At 45.2% G+C, this 20,400-nt stretch carries 16 protein-coding genes; 10 read left to right on the top strand and 6 right to left on the bottom strand.

What is annotated here, in order from left to right; genetic code table 11:
- Positions 1-6 precede the first annotated feature (6 nt).
- From pilB to nadC, 3 genes are all read right to left on the bottom strand, one after another.
- The gene (gene pilB / locus QTN94_RS14105; RefSeq protein ID WP_331416918.1) at positions 7-1,698 is read right to left on the bottom strand and encodes a type IV-A pilus assembly ATPase PilB; all 1,692 of its coding nucleotides are present in this window, start codon (positions 1,696-1,698) and stop codon (positions 7-9) included.
- Positions 1,698-2,144 (bottom strand): pilin, encoded by a 447-nt coding sequence (locus QTN94_RS14100; RefSeq protein ID WP_138971384.1) that lies wholly within the window; start codon positions 2,142-2,144, stop codon positions 1,698-1,700. The genes pilB and QTN94_RS14100 overlap by 1 nt, the downstream gene beginning before the upstream one ends.
- 199 nt (positions 2,145-2,343) lie before the next feature.
- Positions 2,344-3,231 (bottom strand): carboxylating nicotinate-nucleotide diphosphorylase, encoded by an 888-nt coding sequence (gene nadC / locus QTN94_RS14095; protein WP_138971383.1) that lies wholly within the window; start codon positions 3,229-3,231, stop codon positions 2,344-2,346.
- A gap of 132 nt (positions 3,232-3,363) precedes the next feature.
- Between nadC and ampD the strand changes: the two genes are divergently transcribed.
- Positions 3,364-3,918 (top strand): 1,6-anhydro-N-acetylmuramyl-L-alanine amidase AmpD, encoded by a 555-nt coding sequence (ampD, locus tag QTN94_RS14090; RefSeq protein WP_331416951.1) that lies wholly within the window; start codon positions 3,364-3,366, stop codon positions 3,916-3,918.
- A 244-nt stretch (positions 3,919-4,162) separates the two neighbouring features.
- On the opposite strand, the gene fldB is transcribed toward ampD, so the two are convergent.
- The gene (gene fldB, locus QTN94_RS14085) at positions 4,163-4,684 is read right to left on the bottom strand and encodes a flavodoxin FldB (protein WP_331416915.1); all 522 of its coding nucleotides are present in this window, start codon (positions 4,682-4,684) and stop codon (positions 4,163-4,165) included.
- Between the two features lie 164 nt (positions 4,685-4,848).
- On the opposite strand from fldB, the gene xerD reads away from it, so the two are divergent.
- The 7 genes from xerD (at position 4,849) to lpdA (ending at position 15,860) form a co-directional block, all read left to right on the top strand.
- The gene (gene xerD / locus QTN94_RS14080; RefSeq protein ID WP_269377546.1) at positions 4,849-5,745 is read left to right on the top strand and encodes a site-specific tyrosine recombinase XerD; all 897 of its coding nucleotides are present in this window, start codon (positions 4,849-4,851) and stop codon (positions 5,743-5,745) included.
- 40 nt (positions 5,746-5,785) lie between these two features.
- Positions 5,786-6,532, top strand: a complete 747-nt coding sequence (locus QTN94_RS14075) for a thioredoxin fold domain-containing protein (RefSeq protein WP_331416913.1) — start codon at positions 5,786-5,788, stop codon at positions 6,530-6,532.
- A 39-nt stretch (positions 6,533-6,571) separates the two neighbouring features.
- Positions 6,572-8,308, top strand: coding sequence for a single-stranded-DNA-specific exonuclease RecJ (gene recJ / locus QTN94_RS14070; protein ID WP_331416911.1), 1,737 nt, complete (start codon positions 6,572-6,574; stop codon positions 8,306-8,308).
- A 448-nt stretch (positions 8,309-8,756) separates the two neighbouring features.
- Positions 8,757-9,548, top strand: a complete 792-nt coding sequence (gene pdhR / locus QTN94_RS14065; RefSeq protein WP_138973121.1) for a pyruvate dehydrogenase complex transcriptional repressor PdhR — start codon at positions 8,757-8,759, stop codon at positions 9,546-9,548.
- A gap of 31 nt (positions 9,549-9,579) precedes the next feature.
- Positions 9,580-12,243, top strand: a complete 2,664-nt coding sequence (gene aceE / locus QTN94_RS14060; protein WP_269377463.1) for a pyruvate dehydrogenase (acetyl-transferring), homodimeric type — start codon at positions 9,580-9,582, stop codon at positions 12,241-12,243.
- 19 nt (positions 12,244-12,262) lie between these two features.
- Positions 12,263-14,167, top strand: coding sequence for a pyruvate dehydrogenase complex dihydrolipoyllysine-residue acetyltransferase (gene aceF, locus QTN94_RS14055; protein WP_331427990.1), 1,905 nt, complete (start codon positions 12,263-12,265; stop codon positions 14,165-14,167).
- 265 nt (positions 14,168-14,432) lie between these two features.
- Entirely contained in the window at positions 14,433-15,860 is a 1,428-nt protein-coding gene (gene lpdA, locus QTN94_RS14050; RefSeq protein WP_138973118.1) for a dihydrolipoyl dehydrogenase, read from the top strand.
- A gap of 123 nt (positions 15,861-15,983) precedes the next feature.
- On the opposite strand, the gene QTN94_RS14045 is transcribed toward lpdA, so the two are convergent.
- Positions 15,984-16,604: a LuxR/HapR/OpaR family quorum-sensing transcriptional regulator gene (locus QTN94_RS14045; protein WP_331427989.1), complete on the bottom strand. Its 621-nt coding sequence runs from the start codon at positions 16,602-16,604 to the stop codon at positions 15,984-15,986.
- A 317-nt stretch (positions 16,605-16,921) separates the two neighbouring features.
- Here QTN94_RS14045 and hpt point away from each other — a divergent pair, with 317 nt between their 5' ends.
- Positions 16,922-17,452, top strand: a complete 531-nt coding sequence (gene hpt, locus QTN94_RS14040) for a hypoxanthine phosphoribosyltransferase (protein ID WP_138973116.1) — start codon at positions 16,922-16,924, stop codon at positions 17,450-17,452.
- A gap of 65 nt (positions 17,453-17,517) precedes the next feature.
- Here the strand turns inward: hpt and can are convergent, their stop codons facing one another.
- Entirely contained in the window at positions 17,518-18,186 is a 669-nt protein-coding gene (gene can, locus QTN94_RS14035; RefSeq protein WP_331416906.1) for a carbonate dehydratase, read from the bottom strand.
- 397 nt (positions 18,187-18,583) lie between these two features.
- Here can and QTN94_RS14030 point away from each other — a divergent pair, with 397 nt between their 5' ends.
- Positions 18,584-20,254: a SulP family inorganic anion transporter gene (locus QTN94_RS14030; protein WP_138973114.1), complete on the top strand. Its 1,671-nt coding sequence runs from the start codon at positions 18,584-18,586 to the stop codon at positions 20,252-20,254.
- The last annotated feature ends 146 nt before the right edge of the window (positions 20,255-20,400 follow it).

Below are 20,400 nucleotides of genomic sequence, written 5' to 3'. Positions count from 1 at the left end.
TCCACGTTATAAATAGAGCACACGTTGAAGTTCTTGGTAGCTTGTGATTCCGCAGAGCAACTTTTCCACACCTGCTTGTTTCAGAGTCATCATGCCTTGTTCTCTGGCAAGGTTTTCAATTTCTTGACTGCTTCTCTCAGCACCGACCGCATTAAGTAAAGCCTCGTTGAATGCCATCAACTCATAGAGTCCTACTCTGCCGGAATAACCGTTGTTGCATTCACTGCATCCCTGCTCGTGAGCTTGGTAGAGAGTGGTGTCGTCTGGTAGTTCAAACTGTTTTCTTATAGACGCTGACGGATTGAGGCGTTGTTTGCAGTGAGGGCATAGACGGCGAGCGAGGCGTTGTGCAATCACCAGACTCAGCGATGAAGAAAGATTATAAGATTCAATCCCCATATTTTTTAATCGAGAAACGGCTTCGGAAGCGGAATTGGTATGAAGCGTGGTTAATACCAGATGGCCCGTTTGAGCGGCCTTAACGGCAATTTCTGCTGTCTCACGATCTCGTATTTCACCCACCATAATAATATCTGGGTCTTGGCGCAGAAATGCTCTAAGAGTCTTAGAAAAGTCGAGACCGATATGCGGTTGAATCTGAACTTGGTTAATACCCGTTAGGTTGATCTCTACCGGGTCTTCTGCTGTGGAGATATTAATCTGGGGGGTATTGAGAATTTTTAAGCCAGTATACAGGGAGGCACTTTTCCCGCTTCCTGTCGGTCCTGTAACCACAATGAGTCCTTGAGGTTTGTTGAGGGCTTGAAGATAGATCTGCTTTTGATGAGGCGTATATCCCAGTGAATCAAGGTCGAGGGTCGTAGAACGACTATCTAGCAGACGAACCACAATTTTTTCTCCCCATAATGTCGGTAAGCTAGACACTCGGATATCTATTGCTGCATGTTGGCTTAGCTTCAGTTTTATCCTGCCATCTTGCGGAAGCCGTCGCTCCGCAATATCGAGCTTGGCAAGTATTTTGAGTCGGGTGGTGAGTCGTCGGCTTAAATGATGAGGTGGCTGCTGACTTTCTACCAGTAGTCCATCACAACGCATACGGACACGATATGATTGTTCATAGGGCTCGAAATGAATATCTGAAGCGGTTTTCCTGACCGCATCTAAAAGGATCTGATTGATATAGCGACTTACAGGCGCGTCATCTTGGCTAAGATCTTCAACCGATGCCATTTCCTCCTGAGTAATGTCAACCAATGAAGCCAGTTCCTGCTCATTAATGTCTCGTCCAAAATTAGCGTGCAGAGTGACATCTGCTTTTCCATAAACGCGCCGTATAGCGCCTTGAAGTTGTTGGAAGTCGGCTAAGACGAGATCTATTTGAAATCCGGTAGCAAAACGAAACTCCTCTTCAATTTCACTATGTGTAATATCGGTGACGGCGACCGTTAGAACTTGTCCAATTTGCTCAATTGGTAACGCAGAAAATCGTGTGATGAGTTCCCTTAAGCCTAACGTGTTACACAACTTCGCATATTCAAATTGTTCGAGGTTGGTTTCTGGCTGCTCGAAAAGCTGGGAGAGCACTTTAGTTAGCTGACCAGAGCTCAATAACTTTAATGATATCAAAGCTTCGGGTGCCGACTGACCAGAAGCTTTGATGTGATTAAGTAGTAAGGATTCTTGTTGGTGATTAAGAATACTTGCTTGTCTTAATATTGAAGGCAATGTGGTTAGCATTAGTTTTTAGGGCACCAGTTATCCGCAGTACCATCAATCGATGTGCATACAACACTCCATATCACTCCCCCAGAAGACACTTCAGGGATTAAGTCCACCATATCACCATTTTTTAACCTACCTTTTGTTTTTGAGGGATTGATTGACGCTCGCACTCTCTGTCGCCCGCTTGTTGCGTCGGTAATTGACGCGACTGAAAAGTCGCCAAGATCTTGTGCTAAAGGAACGTCGCCATTACCAGAGGTGCAATTGGGCTCCCCTCGGATGAGACAAATGGAAACCGCAGTCTTGATGGTCATGGATGCATTGAGCATTTCACTGGCATGAGCGCGGGTTACGTAGTTTTGATAACTGGGGATCGCTAATGTTGCAAGTACCGCCACAATCGCAACAACGACCATCAATTCGATTAAGGTAAAGCCTTTATTCTTTTGCTTCGTTGCCATCTTTCTCATCTCTAGTTTTTTTGGGGTGTGGCAAAAGAATACGAGGGAGAGAATGGATAAGGTATGTAGCAGTGAGTTGTTCTGGACAAGAAGAGAGCAAAATAATCCTTTTTTGCACATAAGTGTCAGAAGGATTTGACGTTGTGGGAAAAAATAGAGGCTTGAAGGCCTCTATTGTGATCAGTTAGTGCTGATGTTTTTATTTAAAGCGCATGGAAAGATCCATCGCCTTGATATGTTTAGTTAATGCTCCAACAGAGATGTAATCCACACCCGTTTCCGCGTACTCACGTAGAGTCTCTAAAGTGACGTTACCGGAGTTTTCTAGTGCGGCACGACCTGCATTAATTTTCACGGCTTCGCGCATCATATCGGTTGTGAAATTATCCAACATAATGATGTCTGCACCTGCTTCAATCGCTTCTTGTAGCTCAGCAAGACTTTCTGTTTCAACCTCGACAGGTTTACCTGGATTTAGCTCTTTAGCCGTTTTGATTGTTTGCGTGATACCACCATTAGCGATGATGTGGTTCTCTTTAATCAAGTAGGCGTCGAAAACTCCGATGCGGTGGTTGAAGCCACCACCACAAGCTACCGCATATTTTAGTGCGCTGCGTAGACCTGGAATGGTTTTGCGGGTATCAAGTAAACGACAGCCAGTACCTTCCAGCTTTTCAGCATATTGAGCGGTGGTAGTTGCACAGCCAGAAAGTGTTTGGATGAAATTCATCGCGTTACGTTCACCTGTAAGTAGCGCGCGAGAAGGACCTGAAAGAGTACAAAGAACCTGATTTGGCTCTACTTTGTCACCATCTTCGACATTCCATTCGATGGTGACTTCGCCACCTAGCTGCTTAAACACTTCATCAGCCCAAGCTTTGCCACAGAAGACACCGTGTTCGCGGGTGATAATGGTTGCTTCGTTGTGGGCATCTGCGGGAATTAGACTTGCGGTAATATCAGCAGCAGGGTCAAGTGTGCCACCAAGATCTTCTTTGATGGTATCCGCGACTGCTCGGGAGATCTCTAGGGGAAGTTGTTGTTTCAAATATTCGAGACGTTCTTGGCTATTGTGTGTGTTTTTCATCGCAAATCTAATACGCAGTTGGACAAGAGGTGGGCATGATACGCTGACTGAGAGTGAAATTCAGCCATTAATCTCGCATTTCATGGTCAAACAGATAAAATCGTGAGGACTGATAATATGACGAGCAGCAAAATGATTGATGAGCAGGGTTGGTACAGTAAAGCGCGACGAGTTGAATCTCCATTCTTCGATCAAAGAAGCGAGCCACAAGACATCTCTTTGCTGGTGGTACATAACATCAGCCTCCCGCCTGGGCAGTTCGGTGGTCCTTATATTGAGCAGTTTTTTACTGGCAAGTTGGATCCTGAGCAGCACCCATTCTTTAAGGTCATCCATCAAATGGGGGTTTCGGCGCACTGCTTAATTCGTCGTGATGGTGAGGTCGTACAGTTTGTTCCATTTACAGCTAGAGCTTGGCATGCGGGAAAGTCGAGCTTTGCTGGGCGTGAAAAGTGTAACGATTATTCGATAGGCATTGAGCTAGAAGGCAGTGACTTTGTCGCCTACACCGATGCGCAATATCAAGCATTGACTGAACTAACTCAGCAGATTCAGCACGAGTATCCTTTAATCACACTTCCGCGCATCACAGGACATCAGTATATAGCGCCACTGCGTAAGACAGACCCTGGGCTAGTGTTTGATTGGGCTAGGTTTAGGAACGGACTGCGCTCTATAGATAGCTAGAGCGCAGCGCTTAGAGAGTCGAGAACGGACTTCGTCCTGCGAGAATTTAGAGCGGGCTTCGCCTTTCGAGAGGCGGTTATTGAGCGTGAACCTCCGTTTACGGACATTGTTGTTTATTTTACTTAAAAGAAAAGGGTTGACGCAGTGTGCCAACCCTTCAAGCTTTTCTCGACGCTCGACGCTCGACGCTCGACGCTCGACGCTCGACGCTCGACGCTCGACGCTCGACGCTCGACGCTCGACGCTACAGCGTCTCTTGATATTCAACCAGAATTTGCTCAACCCAAGTAGCGATACGTTCATCACTTAACTCATATTGTGAGTCTTCATCTAGTGCAAGGCCGACAAAATGGCTTTTGTCTTCAGTGAGAGCTTTCGAAGCTTCAAACTGATAGTTTTCATCGTTTGGCCAATATCCAACGACGTTAGCCCCCGCTTTTTTCACTTCATCGTGCAGAAAGCCCATGGCATCTAAATACCATTCGCCGTAACCTTCTTGATCGCCCAGACCAAACAGAGCAACGGTTTTTCCTGTCAGTGGCAGGCTCTCTATTTGATCCCAAAGTTCGTTCCAGTCTTCTTGGATCTCGCCAAAATCCCATGTTGAAATCCCCAAAATCAGAAAATCATAGTCAGCCATTAAAGACAGAGGCGCTTGTTTAACATTGTGAATATCAATAAGGTCTTCACCAATAATGGCACGGATCTTCTCTGCTGCCATTTCGGTATAACAAGTGGTTGAGCCGTAAAATAGACCGATTTTCATAGTATTCTTTTCTGTATTGGAGAATTGATGGTGAATTCTAAACACAAAATGGCGAGCTTTGCAGCGAATATCCGTCGGTAGGATGAATTTTTATAGCTTTATTACTCTTAGGAACTTACATTTGAGCGCATAACGAAATAAAGAGGTTTGCTGTGTCTGAACAAATGTCACCTGATCAAGGAATAGTTGAGCAGTTTTTAGATTCAATGTGGATGGAGAGAGGGTTGTCAGAAAACACTTTAGATTCATACCGTAATGATCTGGTAAAACTATTGAAGTGGATGGCAGCAAACAACTATCGTCTCGATTTTATCAGCCTCTCTGGACTTCAAGACTATCAGTCTTGGCTTGCTGACTCAGGCTATAAACAAACCTCGCGAGCAAGAATGCTATCAGCGATTCGTCGTCTTTTTCAGTATCTACACAGAGAAAAAATTCGCGGTGATGATCCCAGTGCACTACTCATCAGTCCCAAACTGCCAAAACGACTACCCAAAGACTTAAGTGAAGAACAAGTTGAAGCACTTCTCAATGCGCCAGATCCCAATGATGCAATGGAGTTACGTGACAAAGCGATGCTTGAGTTATTGTACGCTACTGGATTGCGTGTCACTGAACTCGTCAGTCTGACAATGGAAAACATCAGTCTGCGACAAGGGGTGGTAAGAATCACAGGTAAAGGTGGCAAGGAACGTTTAGTTCCGCTGGGTGAAAATGCTATCGAGTGGATTGAAACTTTTTTGCAGCAAGGTAGGTCTGAATTACTTGGAGAAACAACTTCGGATGTCGTTTTCCCGAGTAAGCGAGCTCGTCAAATGACGCGCCAGACATTTTGGCATCGAATCAAACACTATGCTGTGTTAGCCGGGATTGATACTGAGCAGCTTTCTCCCCATGTTTTACGACATGCTTTTGCGACACATTTGCTCAACTATGGAGCTGATCTGCGTGTCGTGCAGATGCTATTGGGGCATAGTGACTTGTCGACAACACAAATTTATACTCATGTAGCGACGGAGCGATTGAAGCAGCTGCATAGTGAACACCACCCAAGAGCATAGTGTCTCTTGGCTATAACATGATTGATTTAAGGTGAATTGAATGAGCGTATTACGCCGAATGACGTTACTGACATTACCATTTATTTTGGCTACTCAGACCGTTTCTGCCGCTGAAGTTAAGTTTGACAAGGAACTGCTTGAGCAGCGTTTTGCCAAGCTTGGTCTTGAAGTCAAAGATGTGGTTCCTGCTGAAGTTGAAGGTTTGGTTGAAGTTCAAACCAGTGGTGGTGTTTTATTTGCAACGCCATCGGGTGATTACTTTTTAGCGGGTACCTTGTATAAGCTGGATGTAGAAGGTCAATATGAAGATGTTCTTGCTAAGCGTCAGGCGCCCCTAAATGCGGCGAAGATTGAAGCATTCAAAGACAGTATGATTGAGTTCAAGGCGGATAACGAGAAGTATGTTGTAACCGTATTTACTGATATTACTTGTGGTTACTGTGTTCGCCTACACAACCAGATGAAGGGTTACAACGAACTTGGTATTACTGTTCGCTACATGGCATACCCTCGCCAAGGTGCGACGGGTTCTGTTGCTGATCAAATGGCGGCAATCTGGGGCGCAAAAGATCCTCAGTCAGCGATGCATAACGGAAAAGTGAATCGTGAGTTTCCTGAGCAAGGCGAGGACTATGCGAAATACCAGCAAATCATCAAGCAGCACTTTGCACTGGGACGTGAGTTAGGTATTAGCGGTACACCAGCGATTTTCCTTCCAAATGGTGAAATGGTCGGTGGGTATCTTCCTCCTGCACAGTTACTCCAACGTCTTCAACAAACTCAATGATTTGAAAAGAGCCTCTAATTAGAGGCTCTAATATTTATTATGATAGAAATTCAACGCAGACCTGAAGCTGATTTAAGTTTACTTCCTGACTCCATCGCTCCTTTACTGAAGCGCATATACATATCCCGTGGTATCCGTAGCATCGAACAGTTGGAAACCACCGCCCGCGGATTACATTCGTATCAAAAGTTACATGGGATAGATAAAGCGGTTGAGTTGCTGTTTAACGCATTGCAAGCCAACAAACGCATCATTGTTGTTGGTGATTTTGATGCCGATGGCGCTACCAGTTCCGCGTTATCTGTACTGGCGTTGCGTATGCTTGGCTCAAGCAATGTTGATTATTTGGTACCAAACCGGTTTGAAGATGGCTACGGCCTCAGCCCTGAAGTGGTCGACCAAGCGATTGAGCTTGGTGCAGAGGTCATCATGACGGTCGATAACGGCGTATCATCGATTGAAGGTGTTCGCTATGCGAAGCAACAAGGTCTACAGGTGCTCGTCACAGACCACCATCTTCCGGGTCATCAATTGCCTGAGGTTGACGCAATGGTCAATCCCAATTTGCAGGAATGCGCTTTTCCCTCTAAAGCTTTGGCGGGCGTTGGTGTTGCCTTCTACTTGATGATGGCGCTGTGTGTACATATGCGCAAAAATGGTTGGTTTACCCAACAAGGAATGGCTGAACCGAAGCTGATGGAACTGATTGATTTAGTGGCATTAGGCACGGTTGCCGATGTGGTGCCACTGGATGAAAATAACCGAATCTTAGTTCATCAAGGTTTGCAGCGGATTCGTGCAGGTAAAGCGCGACCAGGTATTCAAGCCTTAATCGAGGTAGCCAAGCGTGATGCTCGTCGGCTGGTTGCGTCTGACTTCGGTTTTGCTCTAGGGCCGCGCATCAATGCGGCTGGACGTTTGGATGACATGTCGTTTGGCGTTGAGTTGCTGTTGAGTAACAATATTCATGCTGCTCGTCGTATGGCGAGTGAACTGGATGGTCTGAATCAGACACGAAAAGAGATCGAAGAAGGCATGAAACAGGAAGCGATGGCTTTCTGTGAGCGTCTGCAATTCGGTGAAACTGATATGCCACATGGTTTGGTGTTGTTTCAAAGAGACTGGCATCAGGGCGTGATCGGTATTCTGGCTTCACGTATCAAAGAGAAGTTTCACCGTCCGGTCATCGCGTTTGCTGATGGAGGGGAGGGGACGATTAAGGGATCTTGTCGCTCAATTCCCGGTTTGCACATGAGAGATGTATTGGATCGCATTGATACCCAGAATCCTGGAATGATCATTAAGTTTGGCGGCCATGCAATGGCGGCAGGTTTGACCATCGAGGAAAAAAACTTTGCACGTTTCTCTCAGTTATTCGATGAGGCGGTAAAACAGGACTTAGATGATGCAGCGCTCAAAGGTGTGATTTTATCCGATGGCGAATTGGCGCCAGAGGAGTTCTCAATGCATATTGCTGAAATGCTGCGCTCAGGTGGTCCTTGGGGGCAGGCGTTTCCCGAGCCTGTTTTTGATGGAGAGTTTAAAGTTTTGCATCAAAAGCTGGTGGGGGAAAAACACCTCAAACTAATGCTCGAGCCTTTGCACAAAGGCCATCCGACCAACATTCTGATCGATGGTATTGCCTTTAATGTCGACTTACGTCGTTGGCCTGATGCATCAGTTAAAACGGTTCGCTTAGCTTATAAGCTCGATATCAATGAGTTTCGTGGTAATCAGTCGCTGCAGTTGATGATAGATCATATCGAGGCGAAGTAGGGCGAGACCGGACTTCGTCCTCCGAGAGGTGAGCGCTTCAACTGCTTAGTAAGCCTATAATACTGAGGTTTATGTTAAGGACTTTCTTCTCGCTTCTCGCTTCTCGCTTCTCGCTTCTCGCTTCTCGCTTCTCGCTTCTCGCTTCTCGCTTCTCGCTTCTCGCTTCTCGCTGTCTTTTCGCGACACATCCCATTCATATTCTTTTAAAACTAAAAAGATAAACCGTGACCCCTAGCACGTTACATGCCCATCTGTTTATAAATTGTAATTGGTCTGACCAATTTAATTGCTATTTTAATCAGCTATTGTTATCAAAGTGTTGGTGTAAGGGCTGTTCTATGATTTGGGTCAATTTTTGACTGGAACTTGCGTTTTAATTATGTTAATTTTCCTGCCAACTTGAAATTGGTAATACCAATTGACTGCAAAGAGTAGAAGAAAAACAACTATGGCTTATCAAAGGATTCGTCAGCCAAAACTTTCTGATGTCATTGAACAAGAATTGGAAAGGCTGATAGTGGAAGGAACATTGTCTCCGGGGCAGCAGTTGCCACCAGAGCGTGAGTTAGCGAAGCAGTTCGATGTCTCACGTCCTTCAATCCGTGAAGCGATACAACGCCTAGAAGCCAAGCGTCTTCTTACTCGTCGTCAGGGCGGCGGCACATTTGTTAGTGAGAGTATTTGGACAAGCTTTTCTGATCCTCTGCTAAATTTATTGTCTAGCCACTCTGAAACTCAGCTGGACTTACTGGAAACTCGCCATGCGATGGAAGGTATTGCGGCTTACTTTGCAGCAGTTCGTGGAACCGAGGAAGACTTTGCGCGTATTCAGGCTTGCCTGAAAAACATCAGCGAAGAGCAAACGAAGAAAAATGTCGAAGCGGAAGCTGTAGCTGTTATGCAGTTTTTGATTGCTTTAACGGAAGCTGCACACAACGTAGTGTTGCTGCATATTGTTCGTAGTTTGGCTCCTTTGCTTGAGCAAAACGTCTTACAGAATTTAAAGCTCTTACATCGCCGCGATGAAGTGGTCGAGAAAGTAAGTAAACACCGAGCTAATATTGTGGATGCGATTGTTTCGGGTCAGCCGGAAAAGGCACGTGAAATGTCACACTCACACTTAGCTTATATCGAAGAAACATTGTTGGATTTGACTCGTGAAGAGTCACGCAGAGAGCGCTCTTTGCGTCGAATTCAGCAAGGTAACGATTCTTTAAACAAGAAACGGTTACTTAAATAAGTAGATCCAACCAATAGAAGGATAGATCGCCATGTCTGATATGAAGCATGACGTAGATGCACTGGAAACTCAAGAATGGCTTCAAGCACTTGAGTCAGTTGTACGTGAAGAAGGTGTAGAGCGTGCTCAGTTCCTATTAGAGCAAGTTCTAGACAAAGCACGTCTAGACGGTGTTGATATGCCAACAGGTATCACAACTAACTACATCAACACGATTCCTGCAGACCAAGAACCCGCTTACCCAGGTGACACAACACTTGAGCGCCGTATTCGTTCTATCATCCGCTGGAACGCAATCATGATCGTTCTACGTGCATCTAAGAAAGACCTTGAGTTAGGCGGCCACATGGCGTCTTTCCAGTCTTCTGCTGCATTCTACGAAGTATGTTTCAACCACTTCTTCCGCGCTCCAAACGAGACGGACGGTGGCGATCTAGTTTACTACCAAGGTCACATTTCACCGGGTATCTACTCTCGTGCATTCGTTGAAGGTCGTCTAACTGAAGAGCAGCTAGATAACTTCCGACAAGAAGTAGACGGTAAAGGTATCCCATCATACCCACACCCTAAACTAATGCCTGAGTTCTGGCAGTTCCCTACCGTTTCTATGGGTCTAGGTCCAATTTCTGCGATCTACCAAGCGCGTTTCCTTAAGTACCTAGACGGCCGTGGTTTGAAAGATACTTCTGCTCAACGTGTATATGCTTTCCTAGGCGATGGTGAGATGGATGAGCCAGAATCACGTGGTTCATTGTCTTTCGCTGCGCGTGAGAAGCTAGATAACCTATGTTTCCTAGTTAACTGTAACCTACAGCGTCTAGATGGCCCTGTAATGGGTAACGGCAGCATCATTCAAGAGCTAGAAGGTCTATTTAAAGGCGCTGGCTGGAACGTTGTTAAAGTTATCTGGGGTAGCAACTGGGATGCTCTGCTTGCTAAAGATACAACAGGTAAACTTCTACAGCTGATGAACGAAACTGTAGATGGTGACTACCAAACATTTAAATCTAAAGATGGCGCGTACGTACGTAAGCACTTCTTTGGTAAGTACCCTGAGACAGCTGCACTCGTTGCAGACATGACAGATGACGAAATCTTCGCTCTTAAGCGTGGTGGTCACGAGTCTTCTAAGTTGTACGCAGCATACAAAAACGCGGCAGAAACTAAAGGTCGTCCAACTGTAATCCTAGCTAAGACAGTGAAAGGTTACGGTATGGGTGAAGCGGCTGAAGGTAAAAACATCGCGCACCAAGTTAAGAAGATGGATATGACTCACGTACTACATCTACGTGACCGTCTAGGTCTTCAAGACATCCTAACGGATGAAGCAGTGAAGGCACTTCCTTACCTGAAACTTGAAGAAGGTTCAGCGGAATACGAATACCTACACGCTCGTCGTAAAGCATTGAAAGGTTACACGCCTCAGCGTCTACCTAAATTTACTCAAGACTTCCAAGTTCCTGAGCTAGAAGAGTTCGCGCCGCTACTAGAAGAGCAGAAGCGTGATATTTCTACCACCATGGCTTACGTTCGTACTCTTAACATCCTGCTTAAGAACAAAAACATTGGTAAGAACATTGTTCCTATCATCTGTGATGAAGCACGTACGTTTGGTATGGAAGGTTTATTCCGTCAGATCGGTATTTACAACCCACATGGCCAGAACTACACGCCACAGGATCGCGACATTGTTTCTTACTACAAAGAAGCAACATCAGGTCAGGTACTTCAAGAAGGTATCAATGAGCTAGGTTCAATGGCATCTTGGGTTGCAGCTGCAACGTCATACAGCACTAACGATCTGCCAATGATCCCATTCTACATCTACTACTCAATGTTTGGTTTCCAACGTGTAGGTGATATGGCATGGCTAGCTGGCGACCAACAAGCTCGTGGTTTCCTACTAGGTGCAACTGCTGGTCGTACAACGCTTAACGGCGAAGGTCTACAGCACGAAGATGGTCACTCGCACATTATGGCGGGCACAGTTCCTAACTGTATTTCTTACGATCCAACGTTCGCATACGAAGTTGCCGTTATTATGCAAGACGGTATCCGTCGCATGTACGGCCCTGAGCAAGAGAACGTGTTCTACTACCTAACAGTAATGAACGAAAACTACGCGATGCCAGCGATGCCTGAAGGCGCGGAAGAAGGCATCCGTAAGGGTATCTACAAGCTTGAATCTTACGCTGGTGACAAGTCTAAAGTTCAGTTGATGGGCTCTGGTACTATCATGAACGAAGTTCGTAAAGCGGCAACAATCCTAAGTGAAGAGTACGGCATTGCATCTGACGTGTTCTCTGTAACGTCATTCAACGAGCTAACTCGTGATGGCCAAGCGGTAGAGCGTGACAACATGCTGCACCCAGAAGCAGAAGACAAAGTACCTTACATTGCTCAAGTTATGGGTACCGAGCCAGCGATCGCAGCAACTGACTACATGAAGAACTACGCAGAACAAGTTCGTGCGTTTATGCCTTCTGAGTCTTACAAAGTACTGGGTACTGATGGCTTTGGTCGTTCTGACAGCCGCGAAAACCTACGTCGTCACTTCGAAGTGAACGCAGGTTACGTCGTAGTAGCAGCGCTCTCTGAACTAGCTAAGCGTGGTGATGTTGAGAAATCAGTAGTAGTTGAAGCTATTGCTAAGTTCGACATCGATACTGAAAAAACTAACCCGCTATACGCTTAATTGAGAAGGTAGATAAGAAATGGCAATCGAAATTAATGTACCAGACATCGGTGCGGATGAGGTTGAAGTTACTGAGATTCTTGTAAGCGTTGGCGACAAGGTTGAAGAAGAGCAGTCTCTGATCACAGTTGAAGGCGATAAAGCTTCTATGGAAGTTCCTGCATCTCAAGCAGGTATCGTTAAAGAAATCAAAATCGCAGAAGGCGACAAGGTTTCTACTGGTTCTCTAATCATGCTATTCGTTGAAGAGAATGTCGAAGCCGAGGGTGCAGCTGAAGCTGCACCTGCTCCTGCGGCAGAAGCGGCTCCAGCTCCAGCAGCAGCGGCAGAACTGAAAGAAGTTTTCGTACCAGATATCGGTGGCGACGAAGTAGAAGTGACTGAAATTATGGTTGCAGTTGGCGACAGTGTTGAAGAAGAGCAATCTCTTCTCACTGTTGAAGGCGACAAAGCTTCTATGGAAGTTCCAGCACCATTTGCAGGTACTCTAAAAGAGATCAAAGTAGCCGCTGGCGATAAAGTATCGACTGGCTCTCTAATCATGGTATTCGAAACAGCCGGCGCTCCATCAGCGGCACCAGCAGCAGTAGAAGCTCCAGTGGCAGCAGCCTCTGCAGCCTCTGCAGCAAAAGAAGTGAACGTGCCTGATATTGGTGGCGACGAAGTAGAAGTGACTGAAATCATGGTCGCAGTTGGCGATACAGTGGAAGAAGAGCAATCGCTCATCACTGTTGAAGGCGACAAAGCTTCAATGGAAGTTCCTGCACCATTCGCGGGTACGGTTAAAGAAATCAAGATTGCAGCTGGCGACAAAGTGTCTACTGGCTCACTCATCATGATTTTCTCTACAACGGCAGGCGAAGTGGCGGGCGCAGTGCCTGCACCTGTAGCAGCTCCAGCACAAGCAGCAGCGCCTGCAGCGGCAGCTCCTAAAGCAGAAGCACCAGCGGCAGCAGCTCCAGCAGCTGGCGATTTCCAAGAAAACAACGAGTACGCACATGCGTCTCCAGTTGTTCGTCGCCTAGCTCGCGAATTTGGCGTTAACCTATCTAAGGTTAAAGGTACTGGTCGTAAGAGCCGTATCCTGAAAGAAGACGTTCAGTCTTACGTTAAAGAAGCGCTTAAGCGTCTTGAGTCTGGCGCAGGTGCAGCCGCATCTGGCAAAGGTGACGGCGCGGCTCTTGGTCTACTACCATGGCCAAAAGTTGACTTCAGCAAGTTTGGTGAGACAGAGGTTCAACCTCTATCACGTATCAAGAAGATCTCTGGTGCGAACCTACACCGTAACTGGGTAATGATCCCTCACGTTACACAGTGGGATAATGCAGACATCACTGAGCTAGAAGCATTCCGTAAAGAGCAGAACGCGATTGAAGCGAAGAAAGATTCTGGCATGAAGATCACTCCACTAGTGTTCATCATGAAAGCGGCAGCTAAAGCACTTGAAGCGTTCCCAGCGTTCAACTCGTCTCTATCAGAAGATGGTGAAAGCCTAATTCTGAAGAAATACGTGAACATCGGTATCGCGGTAGATACGCCAAACGGCCTAGTTGTTCCTGTATTTAAAGACGTGAACAAGAAAGGCATTTACGAGCTATCTGAAGAGCTAATGGTGGTTTCTAAGAAAGCACGTGCTGGTAAGCTTACTGCAGCAGATATGCAGGGTGGCTGTTTCACGATTTCAAGCCTTGGTGGTATCGGTGGTACTGCGTTTACTCCAATCGTTAACGCGCCAGAAGTTGGTATCCTAGGTGTATCTAAATCTGAAATTAAACCAGTTTGGAACGGTAAAGAATTTGAACCGCGTCTACAACTTCCACTATCTCTATCATACGACCACCGTGTGATCGATGGTGCTGAAGGTGCACGTTTCATTACGTTCCTAAATGGCGCACTATCAGATATCCGTCGTCTAGTTCTTTAATTCAGATAGACGATTAAGAGGCGGCAATTAAGCCGCCTCTGCTAATAATAATTACCAGACAATTTGATAGCAGACCTTAGATTCAATAAGGTTTTACTCATCGAATTGTTGTCTAGCTCACAGGCTAAATTGATTTACTTTTCACTCCATTAACATCTCTGTAAACTGTTGGCGGTCTGAAAATAACTGTTTAAAACAAATCGACTTGAACATATAAATCAATACCCACTCAGCCTGTTAGGGATAATGACTACAAGAGGTCACAATGAGCAAAGAAATTAAAGCCCAAGTTGTTGTACTTGGTTCTGGTCCTGCTGGTTACTCAGCTGCATTCCGTTGTGCAGATTTAGGTCTTGAAACTGTACTTATCGAGCGTTACAACACTCTAGGTGGTGTATGTCTGAATGTTGGTTGTATCCCATCTAAGGCGCTTCTACACGTTTCAAAAGTAATTGAAGAAGCTAAAGCGATGGCTGAACACGGCGTCGTTTTCGGTGAGCCACAAACAGATATCAACAAAATTCGTATCTGGAAAGAGAAAGTTGTAAACCAACTTACTGGTGGTCTTGGCGGTATGGCTAAGATGCGTAAAGTTAACATTGTTAATGGTTACGGTAAGTTCACTGGTCCTAACACTATTCTTGTAGAAGGTGAAGGTGAGTCAACAACGGTTACTTTTGACAACGCTATCATCGCAGCAGGCTCTCGTCCTATCAAATTGCCATTCATTCCACACGAAGATCCACGTATCTGGGATTCAACGGATGCTCTAGAGCTGAAAGAAGTACCAGGAAAACTACTGATTATGGGTGGTGGTATCATCGGTCTAGAAATGGGTACGGTATACCAGTCTCTTGGCTCTAAGGTAGACGTCGTAGAGATGTTCGACCAAGTTATCCCAGCGGCAGATAAAGACATCGTTAAAGTTTACACCAAGCGTGTGAAGAACAAGTTCAACCTAATGCTAGAAACGAAAGTGACAGCGGTTGAAGCGAAAGAAGACGGTATCTACGTTTCAATGGAAGGTAAGAAAGCGCCAGCAGAAGCTGAGCGTTACGATGCTGTTCTTGTTGCTATCGGTCGTGTTCCAAATGGTCTATTGATTGATGGTGAGAAAGCGGGTCTAGAAATTGACGAGCGTGGCTTCATCAAAGTCGATAAGCAGATGCGCACTAACGTTCCTCATATCTTCGCGATCGGTGATATTGTTGGTCAACCAATGCTTGCTCACAAAGGTGTGCATGAAGGTCACGTTGCAGCAGAAGTTATTTCTGGTAAGAAACACTACTTCGACCCTAAAGTTATTCCTTCAATTGCTTACACTGAGCCAGAAGTGGCGTGGGTTGGTAAGACTGAGAAAGAAGCGAAAGCGGAAGGCATTAACTACGAAACAGCGACATTCCCATGGGCTGCATCTGGTCGTGCGATCGCTTCAGACTGTTCTGATGGTATGACTAAGCTGATCTTCGATAAAGACACGCACCGTGTAATTGGTGGTGCTATCGTTGGTACTAACGGTGGCGAGCTACTAGGTGAAATCGGTCTAGCTATCGAGATGGGTTGTGATGCGGAAGATATCGCTCTAACTATCCATGCTCACCCAACTCTACACGAGTCTGTGGGTCTAGCAGCGGAAGTGTTTGAAGGTACTATCACTGACCTACCAAACCCTAAAGCGAAAAAGAAAAAGTAATTTTTCGTAGAGACGCTAAAAAACCGCTGATTGTTCAGCGGTTTTTTTTATTGTTCGATTTCGCCAAGACAGAAAAAAGGCCTACTCAACAAAGGGTAGGCCTTTAACATTTACTCGTAAAAATTATGCATTCTCAGCATGGTTGTAGATACAAAGCATATCAAGGTAGCTTTGTGTCAATCGAGACATAACCACTTCATCTTGAATTCGGTTGGCTTGAACAAACAGTGAATAGAAGATTCCGTGGAATAACGTAGCCAGATGTGCAGGTTCATGCTGTTCACATACTTCACCACGTTCGATCGCTTTAACAAACATATTTCTTACTAATAGCTGGTTAGTACGGTTGGTAGTCACAAACAGTGGCCACACTTCATCACGAGTCGATGCGCTCCACTCAAACCAAACTTTTAGCCAATGGCAGTCATTAACCACCAAATCAACCATATTGTTGGTTAGATTGTTTAAGTTTTCCTTCGCGTGGATATCCAAATCGATATTGTCTGAGAGGAAGTTTGAGAACTGACGTACCACGTAGTTAAGTACATCATCAACAAGATCTTCGCGAGTAGGGAAATAGTTAAAAACGGTAGCGACAGAGACTTGTGCAATTTCAGCAATATCAGCGTGACCACCACGCCCGATGCCACGACGTGCAAACACTTCGAGAGCGATTTCCATTAATTGCTGCTTACGTTTTTGCGGTGATAGACGCGTACGCGGTCTTTTAGCTATAGAGTCCATAGTTAATTTCCTTGCCAAATGAGTTGTTAATATAATTGTCTGGGCTTTGCCCTATTTTAGTATTTTATAAATTGCATGACGCTCTATGAGTGTAATGGTGCATATGTGTCAGGTCAACGATTTCTGCTTATTTTATAATCACTTTTGTTAATGTCGTGCTAAAGATCAACCTGAAACATTAAATTTATCGATCATTATTTTAGGCAAACGTTTTTCCTTGATGCTGGCTAGTGCTAAACTACGCCCTTAAAGCATCAGACTGTACGTAAGTGGTCATTCATTGACCTGGTACAGAGAACGTGAAAAACGAGATTGGTATGAAACATACAGTAGAAGTAATGATTTCTGAGCAAGAAGTCAGCGAGCGAGTAAAAGAGTTAGGTAAGCAGATTACTGAGCACTACCAAGGTAGTGAAGATCTAGTCATGGTTGGTTTGCTACGCGGATCATTCGTATTTATGGCGGATCTGGCTCGCTCGATTGAGCTTACTCATCAAGTTGATTTTATGACCGCTTCTAGTTATGGCAACACGATGGAAAGTTCACGTGATGTTCGCATCCTTAAAGATCTTGATGACGACATCAAAGGTAAGGATGTTCTGCTTGTAGAAGACATTATTGATACAGGTAATACGCTAAATAAGGTTAAGGAGATTTTGAGTCTTCGTGAGCCTAAATCAATCGAAATATGTACTCTGCTAGACAAGCCATCTCGTCGTGAAGTTGACGTGGATGTGAAGTGGATTGGTTTTGAAATACCTGACGAATTTGTTGTTGGTGTTGGTATCGACTATGCACAGAAATACCGTCACCTACCATACATTGGTAAAGTTGTACCTCAAGAGTAAGTAAAACTCTGTGAAGTGACGAAAAGCAAACGCCCGCATTCAATAGCGGGCGTTTTTGGTTGTGCTTAACGACACAGTAAATGGTGTTCTGGGTTCAGAATCGATTCCATTGCTTTCTGGTATGACGTATCTACAGACTCCCGAGAGCTGGAGCGAACCCCTAAATACTCGAGTTTGCCATCACCGATACCATAGACCACGCCATGAATTTCAACTTCTTGTCCTCGCTCCCAAGCGTTTTGCAAGATAGTGGAGTTACCCAGATTATAAACCTGTTCCGCGACATTGATTTCGCCCAATTTGTCAGCACGCTTATCTACAGGCATGGCATCTAAATAATTACGGTGCTTGAAGTAGAGATCTCGAATATGCAGTAACCAGTTATTGATAAGACCGAGTTGTGGGTTGTCAATCGCGGCGTTAACACCACCACAACCGTAGTGACCACAAACGATAATGTGCTTAACTTTGAGCACATCGACGGCATATTGGACGACAGAGAGGCAGTTAAGGTCGGTGTGTATTACCTGATTGGCGACATTTCGGTGAACAAACAACTCCCCCGAGTAAAGTCCGGTAAGACGTTCTGCGGGTACGCGACTATCTGAGCAACCAATCCAAAGAAAGTCTGGGCTTTGGCCTTCTTCTAACTTCGCAAAGTACTCGGGATGTTCTGCTTTAATCGATTCTGACCATTTGGAATTGTTTTTAAATAGCTGTTTAATTTCCGGCATTTCTTCACAACCTTTAAAATATACTTGCACCACTATACACAATGTTACAATTTCCTTCCTAGTTAAATTGGCCAAAAATGTACTCATCTGACGTGTTTGAGCGCCAAAAATCATAAACTTAGTCGTTATCCTAACAAATGGTTATAAAGTATGAGTTATAGGATGCGATTAACACTTATCTCTACTCGATAACATTTGATAAGATGATGTAAATAGCGTTATTTCGCAGCATTTGGCGTCATTTTTGCCTACAAATTCTAAGGTTATGCCGTCTAAGAACGACCATAGATTGATGTGACTTTAGAGTAAGACGTTGTAATGCCAATACATAACCACAGTGGCGTCACCATAGACGGTGTCTGTGGGTAATGTTGAGTAATAAGCATGGAGCAAAGTTGTGTTCGCGAGTCGTTTTGAAGATATAAATCTCAGAGGGGATTTGTTTGGTGGTGTGACAACCGCCATTATTTCTTTACCGTTAGCACTTGCTTTCGGTGTCGCTTCAGGAGCGGGTGCGGAGGCTGGCCTTTGGGGGGCCATCATGGTCGGCTTATTTGCGGCCTTGTTTGGTGGATCAAACACGCTGATCTCTGAACCTACCGGTCCTATGACGGTTATCATGACAGCGGTACTCACCAGTATGGTGGCGAAGTACCCAGAAACCGGTATGGCAATGACGTTTACTGTTGTCATGATGGCAGGTGCATTCCAAATTTTACTCGGTACGTTGAAGCTTGGAAAATATGTCACTTTAATGCCATATAGCGTGATATCTGGCTTTATGTCGGGAATTGGCGTTATATTAATTATTCTCCAACTCTCTCCACTACTCGGTCATGCCGCCCCATCCGGTGGCGTCATGGGAACGCTTTCTGCGTTGCCAGAAACGGTTGCTAACATGAGATTTAGCGAGCTGTTTCTTGGTTTGCTAACCCTAGCGATTCTGTTCTTCTTTCCTAAACATTATCGTAAGTATGTTCCAGCTCAATTAGTCGCACTGATCGTTGTGACCTTACTTTCCGTCATTCTATTTGATACCGATGCCATCCGTCGTATTGGTGAGATCCCAGCAGGACTGCCTTCTTTAGTGATCCCTCAGATTGATTCGGCGATGTTTACTGAGATGGTGATCGATGCCTTAGTGCTGGGTACTTTAGGCTGTATTGACACCTTGCTGACAGCGGTCATTGGTGACTCCTTAACGCGTAAAGAACATGACTCAGATAAAGAGCTTCGTGGCCAAGGTTTGGCAAACATGATCTCAGGTCTGTTTGGCGCTCTGCCTGGTGCAGGGGCAACAATGGGAACGGTTACCAACATCCAAGTTGGTGCACGCTCTCCGTTATCTGGTGTGATTCGTGCTCTGGTGTTGGCACTGGTGGTTCTTGTCGCGGGTGGTTTGACTGAGCCAATTCCAATGGCGGTGCTAGCCGGTATTGCCGTCTATGTCGGTTTCAATATCTTAGATTGGAGTTTTATCCAACGCGCGCACAAAGTCAGTTTTTCTGGTATGGCGATCATGTACGGTGTCATGCTGCTGACTGTATTCGTTGATTTGATTGCAGCTGTCGGACTGGGTGTATTTATCTCCAATATTATTATTATTGAGCGTTTAAGCCGTGAGCAAGCAAGACAAGTGAAAGCCATCAGTGATGCAGATGAAGATGATGTGCCTTTAACCGACAGTGAACGAGGCTTGTTGGATAAAGCGAATGGTAAGGTTCTCTTTTTCTACTTGTCTGGACCGATGATTTTCAGTGTATCTAAGGCAATTTCGCGTCAACATAGCAGCATTTCTGATTATGAAGTCATGATCCTAGACTTGACCGATGTACCAATGATTGATGTTACGGTGGGACTGGCACTGGAAAACGCTATCAAGGACGCATTGGATGCTAAATGTCAGGTTTACTTGCTATGTCCGAATGAACAGACACGCCAACAATTGGATAAATTCCACGTCATTGACTTAGTGCCTGAAGGGAACACTTATAAATTCCGCTATGAAGCATTAAAAGCCGCAGTGAAGCATGTGGGAAGTGATGAACATCAGGACGAAGCGATATAAGTCTGATGTTTTAGAGTAAAAAAGCGCCACCGACCTCGTTCGGTGGCGTTTTTATTTGTGGCTAAGTTAGGTAAATATTATTTCCAAAATATTCGAAAGGTTTAATTGTAATCATCGTCATTCAACGATAAACTGAATTTCGAATA

The organism is Vibrio sp. M250220 (assembly GCF_036533795.1).
Classification (GTDB): domain Bacteria; phylum Pseudomonadota; class Gammaproteobacteria; order Enterobacterales; family Vibrionaceae; genus Vibrio.
The sequence above is the reverse complement of the archived record's forward strand: the minus strand, read 5'-3'. Positions and strand labels throughout refer to the sequence as shown.